The sequence below is a fragment of the Cupriavidus sp. GW822-FHT02D05 genome (genome assembly GCF_058802485.1).
Genome location: NZ_JBXAOE010000015.1, coordinates 137,537 through 158,697 on the forward strand (window position 1 = coordinate 137,537; position 21,161 = coordinate 158,697).

At 63.5% G+C, this 21,161-nt stretch carries 21 protein-coding genes, 1 tRNA gene and 1 riboswitch; of the genes, 10 read left to right on the top strand and 12 right to left on the bottom strand.

Annotation, left to right across the window (positions count from 1 at the left end; genetic code table 11):
- Positions 1-19: 19 nt before the first annotated feature.
- From AC1RQK_RS20890 to glyA, 12 genes are all read right to left on the bottom strand, one after another.
- A complete protein-coding gene (locus AC1RQK_RS20890; RefSeq protein ID WP_492810918.1) occupies positions 20-1,552 on the bottom strand; it encodes a pilus assembly protein in 1,533 nt (510 codons plus the stop codon).
- The gene (locus AC1RQK_RS20895) at positions 1,549-2,097 is read right to left on the bottom strand and encodes a pilus assembly protein (protein ID WP_492373309.1); all 549 of its coding nucleotides are present in this window, start codon (positions 2,095-2,097) and stop codon (positions 1,549-1,551) included. Before AC1RQK_RS20895 ends, AC1RQK_RS20890 begins: the two co-directional genes overlap by 4 nt.
- A 74-nt stretch (positions 2,098-2,171) precedes the next feature.
- Positions 2,172-3,104: a PilW family protein gene (locus AC1RQK_RS20900; RefSeq protein WP_492810920.1), complete on the bottom strand. Its 933-nt coding sequence runs from the start codon at positions 3,102-3,104 to the stop codon at positions 2,172-2,174.
- Complete coding sequence (locus tag AC1RQK_RS20905) at positions 3,101-3,538, bottom strand: type IV pilus modification PilV family protein (RefSeq protein WP_492810922.1); 438 nt, start codon at positions 3,536-3,538, stop codon at positions 3,101-3,103. The genes AC1RQK_RS20900 and AC1RQK_RS20905 overlap by 4 nt, the downstream gene beginning before the upstream one ends.
- Positions 3,539-3,703: 165 nt before the next feature.
- The gene (locus tag AC1RQK_RS20910; protein ID WP_492373312.1) at positions 3,704-4,267 is read right to left on the bottom strand and encodes a GspH/FimT family pseudopilin; all 564 of its coding nucleotides are present in this window, start codon (positions 4,265-4,267) and stop codon (positions 3,704-3,706) included.
- 6 nt (positions 4,268-4,273) lie between these two features.
- A complete protein-coding gene (locus AC1RQK_RS20915) occupies positions 4,274-4,720 on the bottom strand; it encodes a type IV pilin protein (protein WP_492373313.1) in 447 nt (148 codons plus the stop codon).
- 18 nt (positions 4,721-4,738) lie between these two features.
- Positions 4,739-8,710 carry a pilus assembly protein gene (locus AC1RQK_RS20920; protein WP_492373314.1) on the bottom strand — a complete coding sequence of 1,324 codons (3,972 nt, stop codon included), beginning with the start codon at positions 8,708-8,710 and terminating at the stop codon, positions 4,739-4,741.
- Between the two features lie 30 nt (positions 8,711-8,740).
- Complete coding sequence (locus AC1RQK_RS20925; protein WP_492810925.1) at positions 8,741-9,364, bottom strand: pilus assembly PilX family protein; 624 nt, start codon at positions 9,362-9,364, stop codon at positions 8,741-8,743.
- Entirely contained in the window at positions 9,355-10,287 is a 933-nt protein-coding gene (locus AC1RQK_RS20930) for a PilW family protein (protein ID WP_492810927.1), read from the bottom strand. Before AC1RQK_RS20930 ends, AC1RQK_RS20925 begins: the two co-directional genes overlap by 10 nt.
- Positions 10,288-10,295: 8 nt before the next feature.
- Entirely contained in the window at positions 10,296-10,934 is a 639-nt protein-coding gene (pilV, locus tag AC1RQK_RS20935) for a type IV pilus modification protein PilV (protein WP_492373317.1), read from the bottom strand.
- Between the two features lie 141 nt (positions 10,935-11,075).
- A complete protein-coding gene (nrdR, locus tag AC1RQK_RS20940; RefSeq protein ID WP_006162931.1) occupies positions 11,076-11,543 on the bottom strand; it encodes a transcriptional regulator NrdR in 468 nt (155 codons plus the stop codon).
- 159 nt (positions 11,544-11,702) lie between these two features.
- A complete protein-coding gene (gene glyA, locus AC1RQK_RS20945) occupies positions 11,703-12,950 on the bottom strand; it encodes a serine hydroxymethyltransferase (protein ID WP_150984111.1) in 1,248 nt (415 codons plus the stop codon).
- Between the two features lie 122 nt (positions 12,951-13,072).
- Positions 13,073-13,175: riboswitch (ZMP/ZTP riboswitch) on the bottom strand.
- A gap of 161 nt (positions 13,176-13,336) precedes the next feature.
- Between glyA and ybgC the strand changes: the two genes are divergently transcribed.
- From ybgC to AC1RQK_RS20995, 10 genes are all read left to right on the top strand, one after another.
- Positions 13,337-13,741, top strand: coding sequence for a tol-pal system-associated acyl-CoA thioesterase (ybgC, locus tag AC1RQK_RS20950; RefSeq protein WP_043352192.1), 405 nt, complete (start codon positions 13,337-13,339; stop codon positions 13,739-13,741).
- The gene (gene tolQ, locus AC1RQK_RS20955) at positions 13,738-14,421 is read left to right on the top strand and encodes a protein TolQ (protein ID WP_043348531.1); all 684 of its coding nucleotides are present in this window, start codon (positions 13,738-13,740) and stop codon (positions 14,419-14,421) included. The genes ybgC and tolQ overlap by 4 nt, the downstream gene beginning before the upstream one ends.
- A gap of 42 nt (positions 14,422-14,463) precedes the next feature.
- Complete coding sequence (gene tolR / locus AC1RQK_RS20960) at positions 14,464-14,901, top strand: protein TolR (protein ID WP_043348529.1); 438 nt, start codon at positions 14,464-14,466, stop codon at positions 14,899-14,901.
- 15 nt (positions 14,902-14,916) lie between these two features.
- On the top strand, positions 14,917-16,044 hold the full coding sequence (gene tolA, locus AC1RQK_RS20965) for a cell envelope integrity protein TolA (RefSeq protein ID WP_492387205.1): 1,128 nt from the start codon (positions 14,917-14,919) through the stop codon (positions 16,042-16,044).
- Positions 16,045-16,273: 229 nt separating this feature from the next.
- Positions 16,274-17,602, top strand: coding sequence for a Tol-Pal system beta propeller repeat protein TolB (tolB, locus tag AC1RQK_RS20970; RefSeq protein WP_492376359.1), 1,329 nt, complete (start codon positions 16,274-16,276; stop codon positions 17,600-17,602).
- A 17-nt stretch (positions 17,603-17,619) separates the two neighbouring features.
- Positions 17,620-18,135, top strand: coding sequence for a peptidoglycan-associated lipoprotein Pal (pal, locus tag AC1RQK_RS20975; RefSeq protein ID WP_173430687.1), 516 nt, complete (start codon positions 17,620-17,622; stop codon positions 18,133-18,135).
- 18 nt (positions 18,136-18,153) lie between these two features.
- Positions 18,154-18,912 carry a tol-pal system protein YbgF gene (gene ybgF, locus AC1RQK_RS20980; RefSeq protein WP_183036209.1) on the top strand — a complete coding sequence of 253 codons (759 nt, stop codon included), beginning with the start codon at positions 18,154-18,156 and terminating at the stop codon, positions 18,910-18,912.
- Between the two features lie 151 nt (positions 18,913-19,063).
- Positions 19,064-19,747, top strand: a complete 684-nt coding sequence (gene queC / locus AC1RQK_RS20985; protein ID WP_043348516.1) for a 7-cyano-7-deazaguanine synthase QueC — start codon at positions 19,064-19,066, stop codon at positions 19,745-19,747.
- Positions 19,748-19,812: 65 nt separating this feature from the next.
- The gene (locus tag AC1RQK_RS20990) at positions 19,813-20,928 is read left to right on the top strand and encodes a YeeE/YedE family protein (RefSeq protein ID WP_492376358.1); all 1,116 of its coding nucleotides are present in this window, start codon (positions 19,813-19,815) and stop codon (positions 20,926-20,928) included.
- Between the two features lie 71 nt (positions 20,929-20,999).
- Positions 21,000-21,075, top strand: a tRNA-Lys gene (locus tag AC1RQK_RS20995).
- Positions 21,076-21,161 lie beyond the last annotated feature (86 nt).

The window sequence follows — 21,161 nt, forward strand, 5'->3', positions numbered from 1 at the left end:
TGGAAGACGTATCTAGGCCTCACGGCGACCCGGAGCGGATCAGCTCGCGCCAGCTGAGGCGGCCGGTGCGGCGGCTGGCGACGCTGCGGTTGAGTGGCACGGCGCGTCCTTCCTCCAGGGACCAGAGCGTCAGGGTCACGTCCTCACGCGAAGTAATGCCCGGTAGCGGTGCAAGTTTGGGCGGTAGTGCCGCGCGTTCGAGAATGACGGTCGCCTCGGCGCTGGCCCCGAACCCGGTTGCTACGTGAGTGGGAAGCCCGCCAGCCTGCGCGCTGGCAGTGGATTCGCCGCTCAGCGCGTGGATCAGGTACGCGCGCTGGCGCGCGTCGGGCGTCCGAGTGACAAAGCCGAGGTAGCCCGGGTCGGCGGGGAGAAGCCGTTCCAGGCGCTCGCCGGGATTGGGAAGAGGCAAGTGCCAGCCAGCGGTGGATACTTGTCGGCCTTGAATATCCGGCGTGTGAGCCTGCCGGCGCAGCACCACGCCGCCTCCTTGAGGCTGGGCCACAATGCGTGCGCCGCTGCGACTTGGGCTACCTGCGTCTGCGAGGGCCGTGCCGTCGAATACCGCGCTGACATGGGTGCCGGTTCCGTAAACCACCAGGTGGCCGCCAGCGGCGCTGATCAGGGCAGGGGGCACGATTGCGCGCGGCGAAGGTGCTGGGTTGTCCATCCGGTAAATGCAGTCGACGCGCCGGCCGCTATCGCGCCATGGCATTGCACCGCGCAAGTCGAAGCGCCAGAGCCCGCCGAGGGCATCCACCGCGTACGCCGCCAGGGCCACGCCGGAAGTATCTGGCAGGATGCTCGCGGCAAGCAGCGCGGGGTTGGGTCCGGCGCTCCCGCAACCGCCGGCCGGCAGGAGCAGCCGGCGTATCGCGTGGCGTCCTTGCCACGGCGCGTGCGTGGGTTTGTCCAGGGGCAGGATGGCGATGCCGGCCTGTTGCCCCGGCGGATCGCGATGCGGCACGCCTCGGTGGGCTTGGCGACCGTGCGAGGCGCCCAGCGTCACCATGGCGTACCAGCGCGGGCCTTCAGGCGTGGACAGTGCCAATGCGCGGACGGGGCCCGACGGGGCCAGCGGCAGCGTGTCGGAAGCCCTGGCCTCCCAGAGCGGTCCCGCTGGTCGCTGCGTCGCCACATTCGTGATGTCGAGGGCGAAAACACCTGCCTGTGGATCGGCTGCGTTCGCCGGAAGGCCACACAGCAGCACGGTGCGCCAGCGGCCGGGTTCGAGCGAGACGTCGGCAGCCTCGGGGTGGGGGCAGGGTGTGGGGCCCTGTTTTGGCATTGGGCGCGGCTGGTAAGCGAGTACTTCGTCGCCGGACGTCGCATTGAACGCGCGCAGCCTGCCATCACGCATGCCTAGCCAGACCAGCTCGGCGCGCGCACCGTGCAGAGCAACGAACTCGGCGTGGCCCGGCCAGCCAGGCATCCACGTGGGAGGCGGCACCAGGACGGGCTGCATGCTGCCCGCGCCCTGTGCAGCGCCAGCGAGCAGCAGTCCGGCGGCGAGTGCGGTCAGCGAGTCGTGGAACCGGGCGGAACGCGTCATGGCTGGAACTCGCTTTGCAGCAAGCTGCGTACCGCCGCGTCGCGCGCAATGCCTAGCGCAGTAATGCGGAAACGCAGGCGCGGCCCCGTGCCTGAAGCGTAATCGGATCCCAGCCATTCGCCAGGAGGGCGCTCGTGCATCAACTCGACAACGTACCGCGGCATGGCGCTCGCCCCAACCGCTCCGGATGGCAAGGCCGGCAGGGTAACGCCGCTGAATGAGCCCATCGCGATGCCGGTGGTCTCATCCGACCGGCGCGAATCGAGCCAATTCAACCATGGTGGCGGCATGCCCGGGGCGGGCCGGCAGAGTCCCCGCTGCGCGCCGGCGCCGCATTGGCCCGGCGGTGGCCACGCAGCAAGGCGGCTATGCACTCCGGACGCGCCGTTGCTGAGCGCCGCCATCAACTCCGCTTCCGCGTCGAGCAACGCCGTCTCCGCCGCGCGAAAGGCGACCTCCTGTTCGAGCTGGTAAGTGGCCACTTGCCTGCTGGCGAGCAGGAATTGAAGGCCAGCCAGGGTTGTGGCGGCCACAAGCAGAAGCATCGTGGCCGTCAGCAGGAGCGTGGTGCTCCCTCCGGCCCGGTTACCGCGCAGCAGGCAAGGCGCAACCGTCGCGCTCAGCATAGTGTCTGCCTGCAGGGCCAGGTATTGCGCGGGCGCACGGATGCCGAGAACACTCGTCGTATCAAGGCAGGCCGGTCGTGCGGCGAGAAGGCGAGGTCGTCGACATGGAGGCCGGTGCCGGCATGCGCGCCCGGTGGGAACAAGGTGAGTACGGCCGGCGCTGCCGGCAGCGCCAGTGGGCGCTCACCACGCAGTACTAGTGCCACCTGCACCACCAGTACCTCGCGCCAGGCCGCATCGCCCCTGGCGCGCAGTTCCTCGGCGCGCAGGAACGCGTCGGCCTTGCCATCGCCATCGGTATCGATGCCGTATCGCAACTGCATGGCCTCCACGCCGCGCACCAGGGCGCCCGAAGTCCAGCTTCCCTCCAGCACCCGCCCGTCGCGCCGGCTGGCATAGCGGCATAACAGTTGCGGCTCGCCATCCGCGCCGGTGGCGATATAGATCAGGCTCTCCCCCGCATAAGCGCGGGCTGCGCCACCAGCCGATCCGCCAACGCTCACCGCCGGCAATGCATACCCGCTGCAATCGATCATGGTCTGGTCCGGTAGCGTCGGATCCTGCACGCGCCCGCTGCCGCTGAATCGCACCAGCAGCGCATCGCTGCCATTGATGCCACGGCGAGTGCAGGTAGGCAGCGCGGCAATGCCCGGCTGGCCGCAATCGTCGCGCCCTGACAGCGCCGGTGGTGCATTGGCCGGCAAGGCCGCGCCGACCGGCTGCCAACCGCTATGCCGGACCAGGTGGGAGAGGATCGCGAGCGCCCGCTGGCCGCGTTCTTCCAGTAGCACGAGATCGACGGCGGTGCGGTAAGTGACCTGGACGGCATGGAACGCAGACACAGCCAGCGCGCTGACCAGCAGGCTGAGAGCCAGGCCGACCATCAGTTCGATCAACGAGAATCCTTGTGCGCGACGAGCCCTCATGGCCGGATCCAGAGAGCGATGATGCGCAGCGCGGACGCGTCCCGCACGCCGCCGGCAGGTCTCGACGAAGCCAAGGACAACGGCCCGACGACCGCCAGCCTTGATCCCGGCGAGCACCCGCCGCCCTCCGCCGAAGCAAGCGACTGGCACAGTTGGAGGTCATTAGGGCCAATGCCGCGCGCCTGAAGGGGAGACAGCGCGAGGCCCGGATCCCCCAATTCTGCCAATTCCGCGGCGGCCCGTGTAGCGTGGCCAAGAGCCTCATAGCCGCGCAGCGTGCCTAGTGCGAACGGCGCCAGCGCAGCAAGCGGCAGCAGGCCGACGCCGAGGACAGCGAGGGCGGTGAGGGATTCGACGAGGATGAAGCCGCCGCCGCGGCGATACAACGGGGGAAAGGCAGCTTGACGGATACGCGGTCTTGCTCGCACTTGCATGAAGGGCTCCCTTGGAAGGCGTTGTGCCCAAGAGTAGCCAGCATGCGCTCCGGAAAATGTTCCAGACTGTAGAGGTTGTGAGGCGGCTTGTTAATTCTGCGTGCCCGCAGCGCCAATGCGCGGAGCGGCGGCAATCCGATCCATCCGGTTGCCGCGCCAGATGGATCAGGGCGGTGCCAGCGCGCTCGCGGTGCAAGTGGTATCCCGCAACGGGTCACAGACTCGTGATCTGCCGAGCGCATTGATCTCCACCACGCGCTGCAGGGTACCCAGCGTGAAAGTTGCGGTCGCCGTGAGTTGGGATCGTGTAGCCGCCGTGATCGAATAGCCGACCGGTGAAAAGGCGACATATCCCGTTGCATTGGGGTTGGTATTGAAGGTGATGGTGATATCGCTGGGGATCGGATCGTATTGCGAAATCAATGTGTCACTCGTCGTGAAAGCACCGTCAGGCGTGCTGTGTTCAGAGAATACCTGCCAGCCATTGTTCCACGCCGCACCGATGGGAGCGACGGTGACATAGCTGTTGGTTGCGGCTGCCCCGGAGCGCGCCTGCGCGATGGCGGAGGCGAAGCCGTCGGCAGCCGAAACGAGGCGCTGCCGTCGCAGGAAGTCGCTCATGTTGGGCGTTGCCATGGCAAGCAGAATAGCGGCAATCGTCATCGTGATCACCAACTCTATGAGCGTGAATCCGCTCGCACGGGGGGGCTGGATCCGGAGCTTTTGCATACTTGCTTACCAGCAGCCTGCGGTCGTAGCATACACGCCGCTGGTAAGCATGTTGTACTTCTCGCCAGTACTGCGATAGACCAGTGTGCCGCACGTTGAGTCCGGTTTGATCGGGCTGGCTTGCAGTTCCACACACTGTCCATTTGATGCACCACATTGGGCCGCCAGGATCTGGTAGCTGCCGGTGGTGGGAGAATCTCCAGACCAGGTCTTGTAGCCAGTCCAGAGGGTGGTTGTACCCGCGCCGTAGTAGCTGTTTACCTGCGAAAAATGCCGCTCAAAGAGTTGCATGTCTTCGAGCAAGGCGGCCTTAGCTTCAGCACGCTTGCCCTTCGTAACATAGCTCGAGTAATTCGGGTAGGCAATCGCGGAAAGAATGGCAATGATACTCACCGTGATCACGGCTTCAATCAGTGTGAAGCCGCGCTGGGATGTCCTATTGGCGCGTTGCATAGCGAATCCCTTTCGATCCTAGTTCAGCGTGAAATTTCGAATCTCGCGCCATCCGGCACGGGCCTTGCGCATATTTGAATTGGTCGAATTTCCGCTCTGGCCATTGGCTCCGACAGATGCTGTGCCGGATGCGCCAAATGAGATGACCTGGGTGGTCTTCGTTTCGACGATGCCGCCGACCGCGCTGCGATTCGCGTTCGCGACGTTAATGACGATCACCGACGGCGCACCGAGCAGGCCGATGCTGGACAGATAGCCCGAAACCCCGTTTCCCGGCATGCCGGTCAGTGCGCCCAGCGCGTAGCTCCTGCTGCCACCGCTGGTGCCGCATGAATCCGTGCCGGTGTAGAGGGAGTTGAAGTACACGATCCCGTCCTGCGCAACCACGGAAGTGACTTGCCTCTCCGTCGAGTCAAGGAAGTCCAGAACCCAGCCAGGCTTGCGAGGCGCGGCATAGCCCGGAGCGTAAGACGAGGAATTGAAGGTGTACGACTTTCCGTCGGCAGCCGCCTGAATCGTTACTGCATTGAGCTTGCTGCGGTCGGGGACGTAGTTGGTGCCGCCGCCGTCGTAAATGCCATAGAACGAGTTGGTCTGGCTAACTGAGGAGGACGTGTCCGACAGTTCGTAATACTTGCCTGTGCCGAATAGCACCATGTACCCGCCGGGCGCGTAGACCACTTGCGGCTGAACCGTGATCGGCTGACGCCGCCCCTGTGAGTCGGTGGCGACAAACATCGGCTTACCGGGTGTTCCGCCGAAAGCCGGCAGGGCACCGGCGGTTGCATTGCCATTCCACGTGCTTGGGGTGCCAGCCACATTGAACTTCCACAAATTGCCCTGCAGATCTCCAGCGTAGAAGCTTGTGACACGGCCATTGGGGGCGCCAACGGAAGCCGGTGTGCTCAAGCCGTTCGCTGTAACGTAAGGCGGTACTGCCACGGGCGCGGGCGTGACTATCTTGAAGTAATTGCTGTTCAGGGTCCACGCGGTACCCGCTGTCTTGTCCAGTGAAAGCAAGAACAAGGCAGCTGGGGCATTGGCGTTCGAATAGCCGTCATTCTGGTTGGGATTCAGGCCATTGCCGACCACGACAAACCATTTGTAGACGGGGTTGCCGCTGGTATCCGTACCGGTTTGCAGCTTGGCGACGATCGGCGGGCCCATGACATTGCCCATGTCGGCGTCATCCTTGTCGGTGAACTCCCAGAGGACGTTGGCACCGCTAAAGGCTGTACCGCTCTTGCCGCCATCCGGATCGGTCACGTCCAGTGCGTAGATGCCTTGCGCGCCGCCACCGAACCCGCCAGCGAGTACGGATTTCCAGGCGCCGTTGACTTGTGCTTCTGTGACCAGGGGCGTGGCATCCACGTATGGGCGGTGCGAATAGCTCGGTGATGTGAGCTGCGGCAGCGCGCTGAATATGGCATTGGGCACGTAAGCAAGGACTTCGTCGCCAGTATTCGCATTGAAGCCGTGCAGCATGCCGTCGTTGGTTCCGACGTAAACCATCGGGGTGCGGCCGGTGTAGGTGGTCAGGAAGCTGCCGTAGCCACTATCGGTACGGGTTGCGGCAGGGTCACCCACAAAGACCGGGCCTGATCCGATGATGTCGCCGAATACCATCGTGCGGGCTCTGAACGGACCGCCACCGCCTTGCCCATTGCTTTCCTGTGTCCGGTCGCCACGAAGATAGTTGAGGCGATTTTGGCCGTTGCCATCATTCAAGCCAGAGTCAGGGTTGAGATTGAGTAGCGCCTGTTGCGCAGACGAGATGGCGTTCCCGGTGAACTGAAAGGGAACTCCCGCGCCGCTGGTCGAGTTGAGGGTGAAAATGGAGCGCGTACTCGGGCTCTTGCTGGCGAGCCGGTTCCCTGCCTCCCACGTTCTGGTCTGCGCGATCGTTACGGCCGTGCCGTCAGCGCTTTTGGAGATAGCATAGGCGCTCAACTGGCCGTTCCATTTCTGGTCGAATCCGGGCGTGTAGACAAAACCATTCTGCACGATGCGGTTGCTAGTGAGCGCGATGCCGGAGAGCGTGCCCGCGGAACTCGTGATCTGGACGAAGATCTTCTTGATGGCATCGATCATGGCCTGCGGCTGGCTTGCGAGGAACCAGTTCGATGGGACGTTCGATCCCGTGGGCGCAGCTTCCCACTCCGTGTTATTGGTAACGGTCGTTCCGCCCTGGCCGGCTGCCTTGAAGGGATTTCCGTCCCCGTTGCCACCGTCGATCTTATCATCCTTGAATCCGCCGTACTTTGCGGCGAGAAAGATCTGGCTCTGACGCTGGGTTGCGCCGACCGTTCCGTTTCCGGCTTCATTGACATCGATGCCAAACGTTGTGACGCGCGCAGAGGGCATGTCGGGGCGAAACGACGAGGTGTGCGCCCAGTAGGCGACCCCCGCAATGTAATAGGTTGACCAGTTAGAGGTCGGATGCAGGATGTCGCCCAGATTCGTGAACGAGGAGGGCAGGGGGGTGGCATTGCCCGCCGCTGGCGTGTTGGTTTCCAGTGCTCCGACCTTGTTGGTCCACGCTCGCACATCGAATCCGCTATAGCTGTCCACTGCCCGGGCAGGGTCGCCGTGCGAGGTGTCGACGTTGCCTGGAATGTAGTGATCCTCGTGGGTATTGATGTCGCCAATCGTCACGACGTAGTTGCGCTGGCAACTGTTGAGCATCGGGTCGGCATCCCAGGTCGTGTAGACGGGGAAGTTGTCTGCATAGGTCGTATTCGGAAGGCCGCTGATAGCTTGTGGGGTGGGGCCGTCCTTGTGGAACTGGAGGTAGCGGATGCTCTCGTAGAACAGTTCGCTGATCGGATCATACGTCTTGTAGTTGCCGAGCGGGTTATCTGTTGGGCCGCCAAGGTCGCCCATTGTCTTGCCACTGAGTTGCGTGCTCGTGCGGCCAAACTGATTGAGGTAGTTGATAACCCCGCTGATTCCTTCTGTGCGGTTGAGCGGGTTCCGATAGAACACGCCCGTTGCCGGATCCCATTCCTTTGCGGTATTTGCGATCGTTCTCAGGTTGGAGTCAACCGCAGTAGTGCCGACATACTTCATCGGGGCCCGCAGCACCCCACCATAGCGCTCGTTCGGTGTCTTGCTGGTGTCATTGGTGCCGTCGTTCAGATAGCCGAAAGCCGCAAAACGCACGCGATCGGCATTTCTTTGCATCTGGCCGACGGGCTTGTAGTTGCTGCCATAGTTGTAGCAGAGGTCGGTGCGCGTAGTTGCCTCGCCGCTATCGCAAACCTGAATCTGGACACGGAAGCTACGTCGTTCCGTCAGCTTGCTGTTCTTGTAAACGTCGGCATATTTTCCCGGGCTCCCGCAGTTGCCGCTGCTATCGTCCGCATCGGAGAAGAAGATGTGGTTGCCACACGAAGCAATATAAATCGTGCTGTACGAGAACGGCGTTACCGCACTCGGCGCGCTGCTGATGTTGCTGACGGCCGTGACGCTCTTGACCGGGAAGTAACTATTGCTGCGGAAAAAGTCCGATCGGAGCACGGCACGCTGCAAGACCGTCTGGGTCGTGGTGTCCACCACGCGGTCGCCGCCGGTCATCGCCATCCGCAGTTCGTCGATCGAGGACGACGCGGCCCAGTTCATGAAGTTTCCGCTAAATGCGCTGGAACATTCATGGCCTCCATTGCCGGAGGCGTTGCCGCTGCTTGCAAAATAGCCATTGGTGCTGTCGTATGTATAGCACTTGGCTGCATTGAAGTAACCGAGGTAAGTCGTATTGTAGTTATATGACGTGTCGACGTTCTTCGAATTCAAGGGGCCGCGGTAGGCAGTACCCGTAGTCGGGAACTCTACCGAGAGCGTCATCATCAGGTTGGGGTGAATGTTTTGCGATTGCCCGAATAGAGGGGTCTGCGCAATTGTCACGGTTGGCACGCTAGGCGTGCTTGCAGCCCAAAGTGCAGTAGCCCATAGCATCGCGCACAGAGGCAACAGGCGTCGGAGTGTATTCATGAATTCGTTCCCGATTCGATGCTGGCTGTTCTAGTTGTCCGTCTTGCGGTACAGCGACTGAACCATTGCCTGGGTGGCGTTGTTGGGGCCAAAGCCAACCGCTGTCACCCGATACATATAGCGCGTGTTGTCAACGGCGCCGCCAATGGATTGATCAGGAAGCAACTCGATGATGTAGCGAGGCTTCTGGCTTGGAGTCAGGCCCGTCCCGGTCGGGAATGTCCGGCCCGTAAAGGTACCGTAGGCCACCGTCTGCGGGTTGGTGGCAGAAGCGCTCCAGCTAACGGTGTTCCATATCTGTGCATTGATATTTGCCAATGTATTGCACAGGCCCTGGTAGGGAGCGGCTACCGTTGTCCCGATATTGCATCCACCGTCGACCGTGAAGCCCGTCGCCGCTGTCGGCTGGAAAATTACCGAGCGGCTCTTGGGGCCGGTTGTGTTCTGGATGTCCATTTCGGCATCGCGCAAGGCGGCCTCAGCTGCCTGGAACGCAATCTCGAAATCGCGTTGATTGCGGGTTGTGCGTTTTGAGTCCAGCGCCAATCTCGCGCCACCCAGTGCCAGCACGGATATGACGAGCAGCATGATCAGCGCGGTGACCAGGGCAAAGCCGCGGGCTGGATATTTCACTGCTGGAGGGTTCAGAGGCACGAAGGATCTCCCTGCATGCAACTCAGGTAGTTGCGCACTTGCACCGTTGCCGTGAACAGGCGGCGCGCGGACTGTGGGTTTTGAGTCGGCGTGAACGTGCCATCGGCGCCGTTGTATATAGGACCGAAGAGCTGGATCGTGGGCTGCCCGGAACTGTCTGCGCTTGCATTGTCGCCTCGCACGACCAAAGCCACCTTCAGCGCATAGACGCGTGCCCATTCGGCTGCGCCGACCTGGCTGGCGGGAACGAACTTGTCCGCCACTTCATCGTCATCTGTGGATATGCCGTAGAGCACCTGCAAGTTCTCTACGCCCGGGATAAGTTGCTGCGCGACAAAGGTAGACGTCTCCTTGCCGGATGCGCGCCGCCGGTATTTGCACATCAGATAGGGCAGGCCATCGGCGCCGTTCTGCACATAGAGAATCGAGAGTCCGCGTTGACTTGCCGCACTATCGATGCTGGACGGCGCGGCGACGGCTTGTCCGGAGCAATCCACCATGGATCCATCGCTCACGGTCGGGTCAGCCGCCGTCCCGACGCCGAAGAATCGAGTCAGCAACACGTCGCTGGCATTGACGGCGGCGCCAGCATCGCAACCCAGCGTCTCGTTGTCCGAGGGAGTTGAGCAGTTGTCCAGTCCCATCAGCATCTGCGAGCTGATCTGCATTGAGCCACCATCGCTGGCCGGAGGCGTGTAGGCAATCTGACGCAACATTCGTGAAACGACGCCGATCGCGAACTGACCGCGCTCCTCGAGGTTGGCGCTGTCATTGATGCTGCTATAGGTGCTGCGGGTCAGTAGGTAAAAGGAAGTTGATGCAACCAGCACCAGCATGCCAAGCGTCAGTGCAACCATCAGTTCGACCATGGAGAAGCCTGAGCTTCGCCGGCGACGACGGGGTGGTTGTCCGGAGCCGGCCATGAGCGTTCTCAATTGCTGACTCCCGGGTTGGCCACAATAACGATTTGTGGCGTTGCCGAGCCGTCGGCGGCTTGCGTGTCTGGCATGGTTGTACCGGTCGCGACATCTACCCCCGGCTTGTCGGCGAATCGAGATACCCAGCCCATCTTGATGACGATCGGGCTATCGCTGGCTTGGCCCGTGCCGCCGGCCGTGGCGTTGCACGCCCAGGTGTAGCCTGCGGAGGTGGAATAGTTGCTGGAGTCCCGGCAGATTACTGCACGCCCACCCGGCAGGGCCGTCTGGACGCGTCGCGTCCATTCGGCCAAATCGAACGTGACCATGTTGGCTGCGCAAACCGGGCTGCCGGACGTGCATGGAGTGGTAAAGAAATTGGCGCCCGTCGGCACCGCCGGGGCGCCGGTGCTCGTGTCGAAGAAGTAGCTGCTGTTACTGGCGAGCATTTGGGCGCTGTTAGCCCGCATGCGGTCTGCCATATCGCTGGCGAGCTGCAGCGCCAGCGTGTCATAGGACGCTTGTTGGGAGAATCGGAATGATTTGATAAGAAGATTTGCCACGCCGAGCACGCCGATGGCGAGCACGACGATTGCCACCAATGCTTCGAGCATGGTGAAGCCGGCCGTCCCCCGACAGCTTGACTGACCCATCTTGACCCTCGTCCGAAAAGACTACGTTCTTTTGGCTTTGTTCTATTTTTTGTAACTGCAACCCAGGTGGAAATATAGATATAGGAATTGCCACCTAGGACCCAGTTTGGGAGGAATTAAACAACGTCCACGTTACTTTTTCTACTGCTTCCGTGGGGTAGACGCCGAAAACTCATCCAGCATGTCGCGGAATTCCGACACATCCTCAAAACTCCGATACACCGAAGCAAACCGGATATAAGCAATTTTGTCCAACCGGCGCAGCTCGCGCATGACCAGTTCCCCGACCTGGCTGCTGGGGATTTCCTTCTCGCCGAGGGCGAGCAGTTTTTCTTCGATGCGGGTGATGGAGGCGTCGATGGCTTCGGCCGAGACCGGGCGCTTGCGCAGGGCGAGGCGCATCGAGTCTTTCAGCTTGTCGCGGGTATAGTCCGCGCGAGAGCCGTTTTTCTTGACGATGGCGGGGAAGAACAGCTCGATCCGCTCATAGGTGGTGAAGCGGCGGTCGCAGGATTCACAGCGGCGGCGGCGGCGCACCGTATCGCCTTCTTCCGACATGCGCGTGTCCAGGACCTGGGTGTTGGAGTGAGCGCAAAAAGGGCATTTCATGCCTGACCACCTCGAAGTATGAGCCGGGGCGCGTGCCGCGCAGGCAGCGTTTTGTCATTCTGTGTCGCGCCGGGCCGGGTTGGCAAGGCCCGCCGCAGGCGCGGCGTGCGCCGCGGCGGGGCTGCCGGCCACCCGCGGGGGGGCGGGTGGCGCTGGGCTTTAGCCGTAGACCGGGAAACGCTTGGTCAGGGCTGCCACTTGCTCGCGTACGCGAGCGATGTTGGCCAGGTCGTGCGGGTTTTCCAGCACGTCGGCGACGAGGTTGGCCACCAGGCGGGCTTCTTCTTCCTTGAAGCCGCGGGTGGTCATGGCCGGCGAGCCCAGGCGGATGCCCGAGGTGACGAACGGCTTTTCCGGGTCGTTGGGGATGGCGTTCTTGTTGACGGTGATGTGTGCTTCGCCCAGGACCTTTTCAGCTTCCTTGCCGGTGATCTGCATCGCGCGCAGGTCGACCAGCATGACGTGGCTTTCGGTGCGGCCGGAGACGATGCGCAGGCCGCGCTCGATCAGGGTTTCGGCCAGCACGCGGGCGTTCTTGACCACTTGCTGCTGGTAGGTCTTGAACTCGGGCGACAGGGCTTCCTTGAACGCGACTGCCTTGCCGGCGATCACGTGCATCAGGGGGCCGCCCTGGATGCCGGGGAAGATGGCCGAGTTGATGGCCTTCTCATGCTCGGCCTTCATCAGGATCACGCCACCGCGCGGGCCGCGCAGGCTCTTGTGGGTGGTGGTGGTGACGAAGTCGGCGTGCGGCACCGGGTTGGGGTACTCGCCGGCGGCGATCAGGCCGGCGTAGTGGGCCATGTCGACCATGAACAGGGCGCCGATGGACTTGGCTACCTTGGAGATGCGTTCGAAGTCGATGCGCAGGGCGAAGGCCGAGGCGCCGGCGATGATCAGCTTGGGCTTCTTTTCCTGCGCCAGCTTTTCCAGTGCGTCGTAGTCGATGTCTTCGTTGGCGTCCAGGCCGTAGCTGACCACGTTGAACCATTTGCCGCTCATGTTGAGCGCCATGCCGTGGGTCAGGTGGCCGCCTTCGGCCAGGCTCATGCCCATGATGGTGTCACCCGGCTTCAGGGCGGCGAAGAACACGCCCTGGTTGGCCTGCGAGCCGGAATTGGGCTGCACGTTGGCGGCTTCGGCGCCGAACAGTTGCTTGACGCGGTCGATGGCCAGCTGCTCCACGACGTCGACGTACTCGCAGCCACCGTAGTAGCGCTTGCCGGGATAGCCTTCGGCGTACTTGTTGGTCAGTTGCGAGCCTTGCGCGGCCATCACGGCCGGCGAGGTGTAGTTTTCCGAGGCGATCAGCTCGATGTGCTCTTCCTGGCGCTGGTCTTCCTTCTGGATGGCGGCAAAAAGCTCGGGGTCGATCTGGTCGATCGTATAGCGGCTGCGTTCGAACATGGCGAAAACTCGTCTGAAAAAAGGGGACTTCCGAATGGCTTCGGGGTAGGGCGCGCGGGGAAGGCACAGGCGACCGGCGCTGGACGCGTTAGCTATCCGGCGCAGGGCGCACCCTGCTTCCCATTCGCTGCCCAGGCGAGCGGCAGGCGCTTGAAACATCGCGCCAGAGAACTTTGCGCTTCCTCGTGGTAGTGCCCACTGACTTCGCCAGTCGCGCAAGATGGAATGGTTGGCGGCAGTTTAACGCGAGGCGCTGGCCCGCTGCAAGACGGTGCTGCGGGGCCAAAGACCGAAAGTCAATGCCTTGTCCGTCAGGTAATGTAATTGTTGTAATGTCGGACAAGGGTTTACACCGGGTCGGGCTGGCTGCCGTTACAATCGCGGCCATGAGCAACAATGTGTGGGCCTTGCGGGTGTACTGGGAAGACACCGACGCGGGCGGCGTAGTGTTCTACGCCAATTACCTCAAGTTCTTCGAGCGCGCCCGTACCGAGTGGCTGCGCTCGCTTGGCATCGAACAGCAAGCGCTGGCCGATGAGTCGGGCGTCGTCTTCATCGTCAGAAGCACGGCGGTGGACTACAATGCCCCCGCCCGTCTGGACGACTTGCTTGAGATCCGGACACAGATTGAACGGGTTGGCCCGGCGTCGGTCCAATTCGCCCAAGAAGCCTGGCGTGGTGAGCAATTGCTGGCTACTGGCGCCATCCGGGTTGGGTGTGTTGATCGTAGCACATTTCGCCCGACTCCCATTCCCGCTCCCGTCCTTGCAACCATCAAGACCGCTCGATGAATCCCGTGACCGTCACGCAAGACCTGTCGATCATTTCGCTGGTGCTGCACGCCAGTGTGCTGGCACAGGCCGTCATGGCCCTGCTGCTGGTGATGTCCCTGTTCTCGTGGACATATATCTTCCGCAAGCATTTCTCCCTGCGCGCCGCGCGGACCCAGACCGAGGGGTTCGAGCGCGACTTCTGGGCCGGCGGCGACCTGCAGGCCCTGTACCAGAGCGCAGCCAACAATCGTCACAACACAGGCGCGCTGGAACGGATCTTTGAGTCCGGCATGGGCGAGTACCTGAAGGCGCGCGAGCGCAACAATGACGCCGGCGCGCTGCTCGATGCCGCACGGCGTGCGATGCGCGCGGCCTATCAGCGTGAGATGGATGTGATGGAGTCGCATCTTCCGTTTCTGGCGTCGGTAGGTTCGGTCAGCCCGTACATCGGCTTGTTCGGCACCGTATGGGGGATCATGAACGCCTTCCGCGGCTTGTCAAATGTGCAGCAGGCAACGCTTGCGGCCGTGGCGCCCGGCATTGCGGAGGCGCTGGTCGCCACCGCTATCGGCCTGTTCGCGGCGATTCCGGCGGTCATTGCCTACAACCGCTACGCCACCGAAGTGGATCGCCTGGCCATCCGCTTCGAGAGCTTCATGGAAGAGTTCCTGAACATCCTGCAACGGCAGACCCGCTAAAGCGCCGAAGCCACCAACGTCTTCGGTCAAGGAGAACCAGCAATGGCAGCGATACAGCGCCGTGGCGGCTCGCGCCGCCGGGCCAGTGCCGACATCAACGTCGTGCCTTACATTGACGTGATGCTGGTGCTGCTCGTCATTTTCATGGTGGCGGCACCGATCGTGAATCCCGCCGTGGTTGACCTGCCCAGCGTGGCCAACGCCACCCAGCAGCAAAAGGCCCCCCCCATTGTCGTGACCGTGCATGAGGACGGCGCACTGACCGCGCGCGGCAAGGATAACGCCGGCAACAGCTTTGAGCGCAAGCTCGACAAGCAGGGCCTGATCGACTTCGTGCATCAGCGCCAGAACGAGAATCCCGATCAGCCGGTGGTGATCGCCGCCGACCGCTCGGTCAAGTACGAGGCCGTGCTGGACGTCATGTCAGTGCTCAAGGCCGACGGCGTGAAGCGCGTCGGCCTGATGGTCAAGCCCAAGTAAGCACCGCCCCACGCGATGAAAACCGCCGCCTATCCTTATCAGCCGGCCCCGGAGCGGGGAACCCTGCGTTCCTTCCTGCTCGCGGTTTTCATGCACCTGTTGCTGGGCATCGTGCTGTATTTCGGCGTGCACTGGCAGAGCAGCACCCCGGTGGGCGCCGAAGCCGAGCTCTGGGATGAGATCCCGGCCACTACCGCACCGCCGCCCCCGCCGCCTCCCGCACCGCTGCCCGTCGTGCAAGCCCGTCCCGCGCCTCCTGCGCCAGCGGTGAGGTCTCGTGCCGAAGAAGACGCCGAGATCGCCCTCCAGCAGCAAAAGCGCCGCCAGGCCGAGGCCGCCGCCCGCGAAGAGGCGCGCCAGCAGGCCGACCTGCGCGCGCGCCAGGAAGCCGAGCGGCAGGAAGCGGCCCGCAAGGAGGCGGCCCGCAAGGATGCGCAGCACAAGGAAGACCTGCGCCGCGAAGAGCAACGCCGCGAAGAACAGAAGAAGGACGAGCTGAAGAAAGAGGCCCAGCGCAAGGAAGACGCACGCAGGCAGGCCGCGCTGCAGGAGCAGCGCAAGGAGCAGGTTGAGCGCGAGCGCAAGGAAGCTGACGCCAAGGCCCGCGCCGAGGCTAAGAGCCGTGCCGAGGCTGACGCCAAGGCAAAGGCAGCCGCCGACGCCAAAGCCAAGGCTAACGCCGAGGCCAAGGCCGCCGCCAACGCGAAGGCCAAGGCCGATGCGGATGCCAAGGCCAAGCGCGACGCCGCTGCCAATGCCCAGCGCCACAGTGAACTGGCGCGGCTGCAGGCCATGGCCGGCGGCGGGGCGGCAGTCGGCGGCGCCGGCGGTGTCGGCAGCAGCGCCGGCAGCGGTGCCGGTTCGGGCGGCAAGGCCTCGCCTGGCTACCCGGATCGCGTGCGTCGCCGCGTCAAGCCGAATATCGTATTTACCGAAGACGTGCCTGGCAATCCGGCCGCGGTGGTGTCGGTTCAATTGGCGCCGGACGGCTCCTTGATGTCCGCGCGGCTATCCAAGTCCAGCGGCAATTCGGGCTGGGACAACGCCGTGCTGCGCGCCGTGGAGCGCTCTGATCCGCTGCCCCGCGACGAAAACGGCAAGGCGCCAGCCAGCTTCACGATCACCTTCAAGCCTAAGGATTAAGAGGGACGGCGATGGTGACGACATGGGAACATTCGAATTGCAACATATTGCAACCTACGTCGATGCACCGCAGTCCCAACGCTACGATGACAGGTTGCCTGACGCAGCCGGCAAATGTGCCCGGGGCACGCGATACGGGCATGCGACAAGCCTTCAGCATGCTTGCCCGTTCCACGGCTCCCGTTTGCCGGCCGCGCTCGATGAATATTGATCTCGATTGAGGAGCAGCATGCGAAAGCTTTGGGCCCCCCTTTGGCTGGCCGCGCAGCGGCACGGCACCCGCGCGCACGCCCTGTTTGCCGGGCTGGCCGTGGTGCTGGCTTGTTCGGCCGGCAGCGCACAGGCGCAATTGAACGTTGAAATCACCGGCGTCGGCGCCAGCCAGCTCCCCATCGCCACGGCCAACTTCCAGGGCGAAGCTCAGGCCCCGCAAAATCTCACCGCTATCATCCGCAGCGACCTGCAGCGCAGCGGCCGCTTCCGCAATGTCGACCCGGGCGGCGCCACGGTGGCGGAGTCTGCCAATGCCGATCTTGGCAGCTGGAAGGCGCGCGGCGCCGATGCCTTCGTGGCCGGCAGCGTCACACCCACCGGCAACGGCCAGTACGACGTGCGCTTTCGCCTCTACGACACCGTCAAGGGCACCAGCCTGGGTGGCCTGGCCTTCACTGTCAGCGCAAACCAGCTGCGCGTGACCGGCCACAAGATCGCCGACTACATCTACGAGAAGCTGCTGGGCGAGCGCGGCGTGTTTGCCACGCGGCTGTCCTATGTCTCGCGGGTGGGTGGGCGTTTCCAGCTGCTGATCTCGGACTCCGACGGCCAGAACTCTCAGGTGGCGCTGACCAGCAACGAGCCGATCATCTCGCCTTCGTGGTCGCCGGATGGCAGCAAGGTCGCTTACGTGTCCTTTGAAGCCAAGAAGCCCGTGGTCTACGTGCACGACCTGGCGACCGGCAAGCGCACACTGGTGTCGAACCAAAAGGGCAACAACAGCGCGCCTTCGTGGTCGCCTGACGGCCAACGCCTGGCGGTGGCGCTGTCGCGCGATGGCAATACCCAGATCTACCAGGTTGGCGCCGATGGCTCCGGGCTCAAGCGCCTCACCCGCAGCAGCGCCATCGATACCGAGCCGCAATACGCGCCGGATGGCCGCAGCATCTACTTCACCAGCGATCGCGGCGGTGCGCCGCAGATCTACCGCATGCCGGCCGGCGGCGAAGAAGGCGGCGCAGCCCAGCGCGTGACCTTCAAGGGCAGCTACAACGTGAGCCCGCGCATTTCCCCGGATGGCAAGCAGCTGGCCTACATCACCCGCAGCGGCGGCTTCAAGCTGCAGCTGATGGATCTCGGCAACGGCGATGTGACCTCGCTGACCGACACCGCCAACGACGAGGCTCCGAGCTTCGCCGCCAACGGCAAGTACATTCTTTATGCCACCCGGGTGGGAGGTCGCTCGGTGCTGGCGGCAGTGTCCACTGACGGGCGTACCCGGCAGGTTTTGTCGCTCCAGTCCGGCGAGGTTCGCGAGCCGTCCTGGGGACCATTCATGCAATAAACGAGGAGTTCCTAGCCATGACCAATATGATGACCAAAACCCTTGCCGTCGCCGCTCTGCTGGCCCTCGGCGCTTGCAGCTCCGGTGTCAAGCTGGACGACACCGCCAACGCCGGTGCCGGCAACAAGGGTACGCCTTCGACCGACGCCCGCGCCGTGGCGCCGGTGGACGTGTCGCGTGATCCGCTGAACGATCCGAACAGCCCGCTGGCCAAGCGCAGCGTGTACTTCGACTTCGACAGCTACAGCGTCAAGTCCGACTACCAGGGCATGCTGTCGGAGCACGCCAAGTACCTGGCCGCCAACAAGGGCCGCCGCATCCTGATTCAGGGCAACACCGACGATCGCGGCACTAGCGAATACAACCTGGCACTGGGCCAGAAGCGCGCCGAAGCCGTGCGCCGCTCGCTGTCCTCGCTGGGCGTGCCGGAAACCCAGATGGAAGCCGTCAGCCTGGGCAAGGAAAAGCCCAAGGCAACCGGCCACGACGAAGCCGCCTGGGCGGAAAACCGCCGCGCGGACATCACGTACTAATCTGCGGACAGCCATCTCATGAAAGCACGCGTCTCCAAGTTGGTATTGCTTACTGCGATGTCCTGCGCCAGCCTGCTGCCGTTGGCACAGGCGCGGGCCGGCGTGTTCGACGATGACGAGGCGCGCAAAGCCATCGTCAACATGCGGGACCAGTTCAACGGTTTCCAGGCGACGGCATCGCAGCGCATCGACCAGAACAGCCGCGCCCAGCTCGACATGCAGAACCAGCTCGAAGGTCTGCGCCAGGAAGTGGCGCGACTGCGCGGCCAGAACGAGATGCTGCAGAACGAGGTGACGACGCTGCAAAAGCAGCAGAAGGACTACTACGCGGACCTGGATGCGCGCCTGAAGAAATTCGAGCCGCAACAGGTCACCGTGGATGGCCGCGAAGGGCTGTCGCAACCTGGCGAGAAGACCGAATACGATGCCGCGCTCAAGCAGTTCCAGACCGGGGACTTCAAGGGCGCCGGCAACGTGTTCGCGGGCTTCATCAAGAAGTACCCGCAGAGCCCGTACGTGCCGCTGGCGCAGTTCTGGCTCGGCAACTCGCTGTACGCGCAGCGCGACTACCGCGGCTCGACCTCGGTGCTGCAGAACATGGTGCAGGCCTATCCGGATCACCCCAAGGTGCCGGATGCGCTGATCGCCATCGCCAACAACCAGATCGAATCGGGCCAGAAGCCCGCAGCCCGCAAGACCCTGGAGCAGGTGGTAGCCAAATACCCCGGCACCGAGGGCGCGCAGGCGGCGAGCAATCGCCTCAAGACGCTGAAGTAAGCGCCTGAGAGGGCGGGGCGCTGTTAAGCGGCCCAGGTAGCAGTCAGTACACTAAAGGCCCGCATCCGCGGGCCTTTAGTCTTGGGCGCGCTAAAATACCCGATTCGCCTCGAATTTTGCGTGGCGCCTCCAGGCGCCGCGCCGTGCCATCATGAAAAAACGCGCTATCGTCCTGCTTTCCGGCGGCCTGGACTCCGCCACCGTCCTTGCCATGGCCAATGCGCAGGGCTTCGAGACTTATGCATTGTCGATGCGCTACGGTCAGCGCCACTCCTCGGAACTGGAGGCTGCAAAGCGCGTGGCCGCAGCCCTGGGCGCGGTGCGCCATGAGATCATCGACCTGGACCTGCGACGCTTCGGCGGCTCCGCGTTGACCGACGATAGCCTTGAGGTGCCTACGGATGGCGCCGTCGGCGGCATTCCGGTGACCTACGTGCCGGCCCGCAATACCATCATGCTGTCGCTGGCCCTGGGCTGGGCCGAGGCCGTTGGCGGCCGTGACCTGTTCTTCGGTGCCAACGCGGTCGACTACTCTGGCTATCCGGATTGCCGGCCCGAGTACGTGTCTGCCTACGAGGCGCTTGCCAACCTGGCCACCAAGGCCGGCGTCGAAGGCGAGCGCATCCGCGTGCATGCGCCCATCATCGACATGACCAAGGGCGAGATCATCCGCGCCGGCGTCAAGCTCGGGGTGGACTACGGCATGACGGTGTCGTGCTATAAGGCCGACGACGACGGCCGGGCCTGCGGCGTGTGCGACTCTTGCCGCATCCGCCGCGCGGGCTTCGAGGCCGCTGGGGTGCCTGATCCCACCCGCTACCAGGGCGCAGCCTGACGGTTGTCGTTGCCACCAGCGCGCTTGCGCGCACCCACCCGTTCCGCTTCCCCCGCCGGACACCCATGCCCGAAATCGATATTGCCGCGCTCAGCCGTACCATACTGGCGAGCACCTTCATCCTGACCTTCCTGTTTGGGGCGGTGCTCCAGCGCACGCACTTCTGCACCATGGGTGCGGTCTCCGACATCGTCAATATGGGTGACTGGACCCGCATGCGCATGTGGGGGCTGGCCATCGGCGTGGCCATGATCGGCACCGCCGCACTGGCTGCGGGCGGCTACATCGATCCCACCAAGACCATCTATGCCGCCAGCAAGCTCAGCTGGCTCTCCGCCCTGGTGGGCGGGCTGATGTTCGGCTTCGGCATGGTGCTGGCCTCGGGCTGCGGCAGCAAGACGCTGGTGCGTATCGGCGCGGGGAACCTGAAGTCGGTGGTGGTGTTCGTCTTCCTGGGGCTGTCGGCCTATATGACGCTGCGCGGCTTGTTTGGCGTGATTCGCGTGAACACCGTCGATGCCGTGGCGCTCACTCTGCCCACCACGCAGGACCTGCCCTCCGTGCTGGCGCACGCCAGCGGCATGGCGCGCGCCACCCTGCAAGTCGGCATCGCGCTGGTGGTGGGCGGGGCGCTGGTGATCTGGGCGCTGGCGGGACGCGGCTTCCGCACCTTCGATAACCTGCTTGGTGGCCTGGCCGTGGGCCTGATCATCGTGGCCATGTGGTACGTGTCCGGGCACCTCGGCTATGTCGCTGAGGATCCCAATACGCTCGAGGAACTGTTCGTTGCCAGCAACAGCGGCCGCATGGAGAGCCTGAGCTTTGTCGCTCCCTACGCCTACACGCTCGACTGGCTGATGATGTTCAGCGACAAGAGCAAGGTGCTGACCATCGGCATCGTCAGCGTGTTCGGCGTGGTGGCCGGCGCCGCTGCGTACGCACTGGTGACCCGCACTTTTCGCTGGGAAGGCTTTGGCAACGCCGAGGACGTCGGCAACCATCTGGTGGGTGGCGTCCTGATGGGCGCGGGTGGCGTGACCGCGCTGGGCTGCACCATCGGCCAGGGGCTGTCAGGCGTATCCACGCTGGCGATTGGCTCGTTTATCGCGCTGGCCGGCATCCTGCTTGGCTCGGTGCTCGGCTTCCGCTACCAGATATGGCGCCTTGAGCGCATGATCTAGCACGAGTAGTTCGTGTTCAAAGGTTGACTTTAGGGCCAAGATATTCCTATAATCGCGGCTTCAGTTTTTCCGGGTCGTTAGCTCAGTCGGTAGAGCAGCGGACTTTTAATCCGTTGGTCGCGTGTTCGAGTCACGCACGACCCACCAGCATTGCGAAAAGGCGTAGCGGGCAACCGTTACGCCTTTTTTGTTTCATGTGCCCGCGCCCTATGTGCGGGCGCGGAGCGGTTGCA

What these genes read in the sequence shown, in the direction of transcription:
- pilV (WP_492373317.1), bottom strand. Translation starts at nt 10,934, where the DNA reads ATGGGTCAGTCAAGCTGTCGGGGGACGGCCGGCTTCACCATGCTCGAA.
- AC1RQK_RS20905 (WP_492810922.1), bottom strand. Translation starts at nt 3,538, where the DNA reads ATGCAAGTGCGAGCAAGACCGCGTATCCGTCAAGCTGCCTTTCCCCCG.
- tolB (WP_492376359.1), top strand. Translation starts at nt 16,274, where the DNA reads ATGCGAAAGCTTTGGGCCCCCCTTTGGCTGGCCGCGCAGCGGCACGGC.
- AC1RQK_RS20920 (WP_492373314.1), bottom strand. Translation starts at nt 8,710, where the DNA reads ATGAATACACTCCGACGCCTGTTGCCTCTGTGCGCGATGCTATGGGCT.
- ybgC (WP_043352192.1), top strand. Translation starts at nt 13,337, where the DNA reads ATGAGCAACAATGTGTGGGCCTTGCGGGTGTACTGGGAAGACACCGAC.
- glyA (WP_150984111.1), bottom strand. Translation starts at nt 12,950, where the DNA reads ATGTTCGAACGCAGCCGCTATACGATCGACCAGATCGACCCCGAGCTT.
- AC1RQK_RS20910 (WP_492373312.1), bottom strand. Translation starts at nt 4,267, where the DNA reads ATGCAAAAGCTCCGGATCCAGCCCCCCCGTGCGAGCGGATTCACGCTC.
- tolR (WP_043348529.1), top strand. Translation starts at nt 14,464, where the DNA reads ATGGCAGCGATACAGCGCCGTGGCGGCTCGCGCCGCCGGGCCAGTGCC.
- AC1RQK_RS20990 (WP_492376358.1), top strand. Translation starts at nt 19,813, where the DNA reads ATGCCCGAAATCGATATTGCCGCGCTCAGCCGTACCATACTGGCGAGC.
- AC1RQK_RS20890 (WP_492810918.1), bottom strand. Translation starts at nt 1,552, where the DNA reads ATGACGCGTTCCGCCCGGTTCCACGACTCGCTGACCGCACTCGCCGCC.
- pal (WP_173430687.1), top strand. Translation starts at nt 17,620, where the DNA reads ATGACCAATATGATGACCAAAACCCTTGCCGTCGCCGCTCTGCTGGCC.
- AC1RQK_RS20895 (WP_492373309.1), bottom strand. Translation starts at nt 2,097, where the DNA reads ATGCTTCTGCTTGTGGCCGCCACAACCCTGGCTGGCCTTCAATTCCTG.
- AC1RQK_RS20900 (WP_492810920.1), bottom strand. Translation starts at nt 3,104, where the DNA reads ATGAGGGCTCGTCGCGCACAAGGATTCTCGTTGATCGAACTGATGGTC.
- tolQ (WP_043348531.1), top strand. Translation starts at nt 13,738, where the DNA reads ATGAATCCCGTGACCGTCACGCAAGACCTGTCGATCATTTCGCTGGTG.
- nrdR (WP_006162931.1), bottom strand. Translation starts at nt 11,543, where the DNA reads ATGAAATGCCCTTTTTGCGCTCACTCCAACACCCAGGTCCTGGACACG.
- tolA (WP_492387205.1), top strand. Translation starts at nt 14,917, where the DNA reads ATGAAAACCGCCGCCTATCCTTATCAGCCGGCCCCGGAGCGGGGAACC.
- AC1RQK_RS20915 (WP_492373313.1), bottom strand. Translation starts at nt 4,720, where the DNA reads ATGCAACGCGCCAATAGGACATCCCAGCGCGGCTTCACACTGATTGAA.
- AC1RQK_RS20930 (WP_492810927.1), bottom strand. Translation starts at nt 10,287, where the DNA reads ATGGCCGGCTCCGGACAACCACCCCGTCGTCGCCGGCGAAGCTCAGGC.
- queC (WP_043348516.1), top strand. Translation starts at nt 19,064, where the DNA reads ATGAAAAAACGCGCTATCGTCCTGCTTTCCGGCGGCCTGGACTCCGCC.
- ybgF (WP_183036209.1), top strand. Translation starts at nt 18,154, where the DNA reads ATGAAAGCACGCGTCTCCAAGTTGGTATTGCTTACTGCGATGTCCTGC.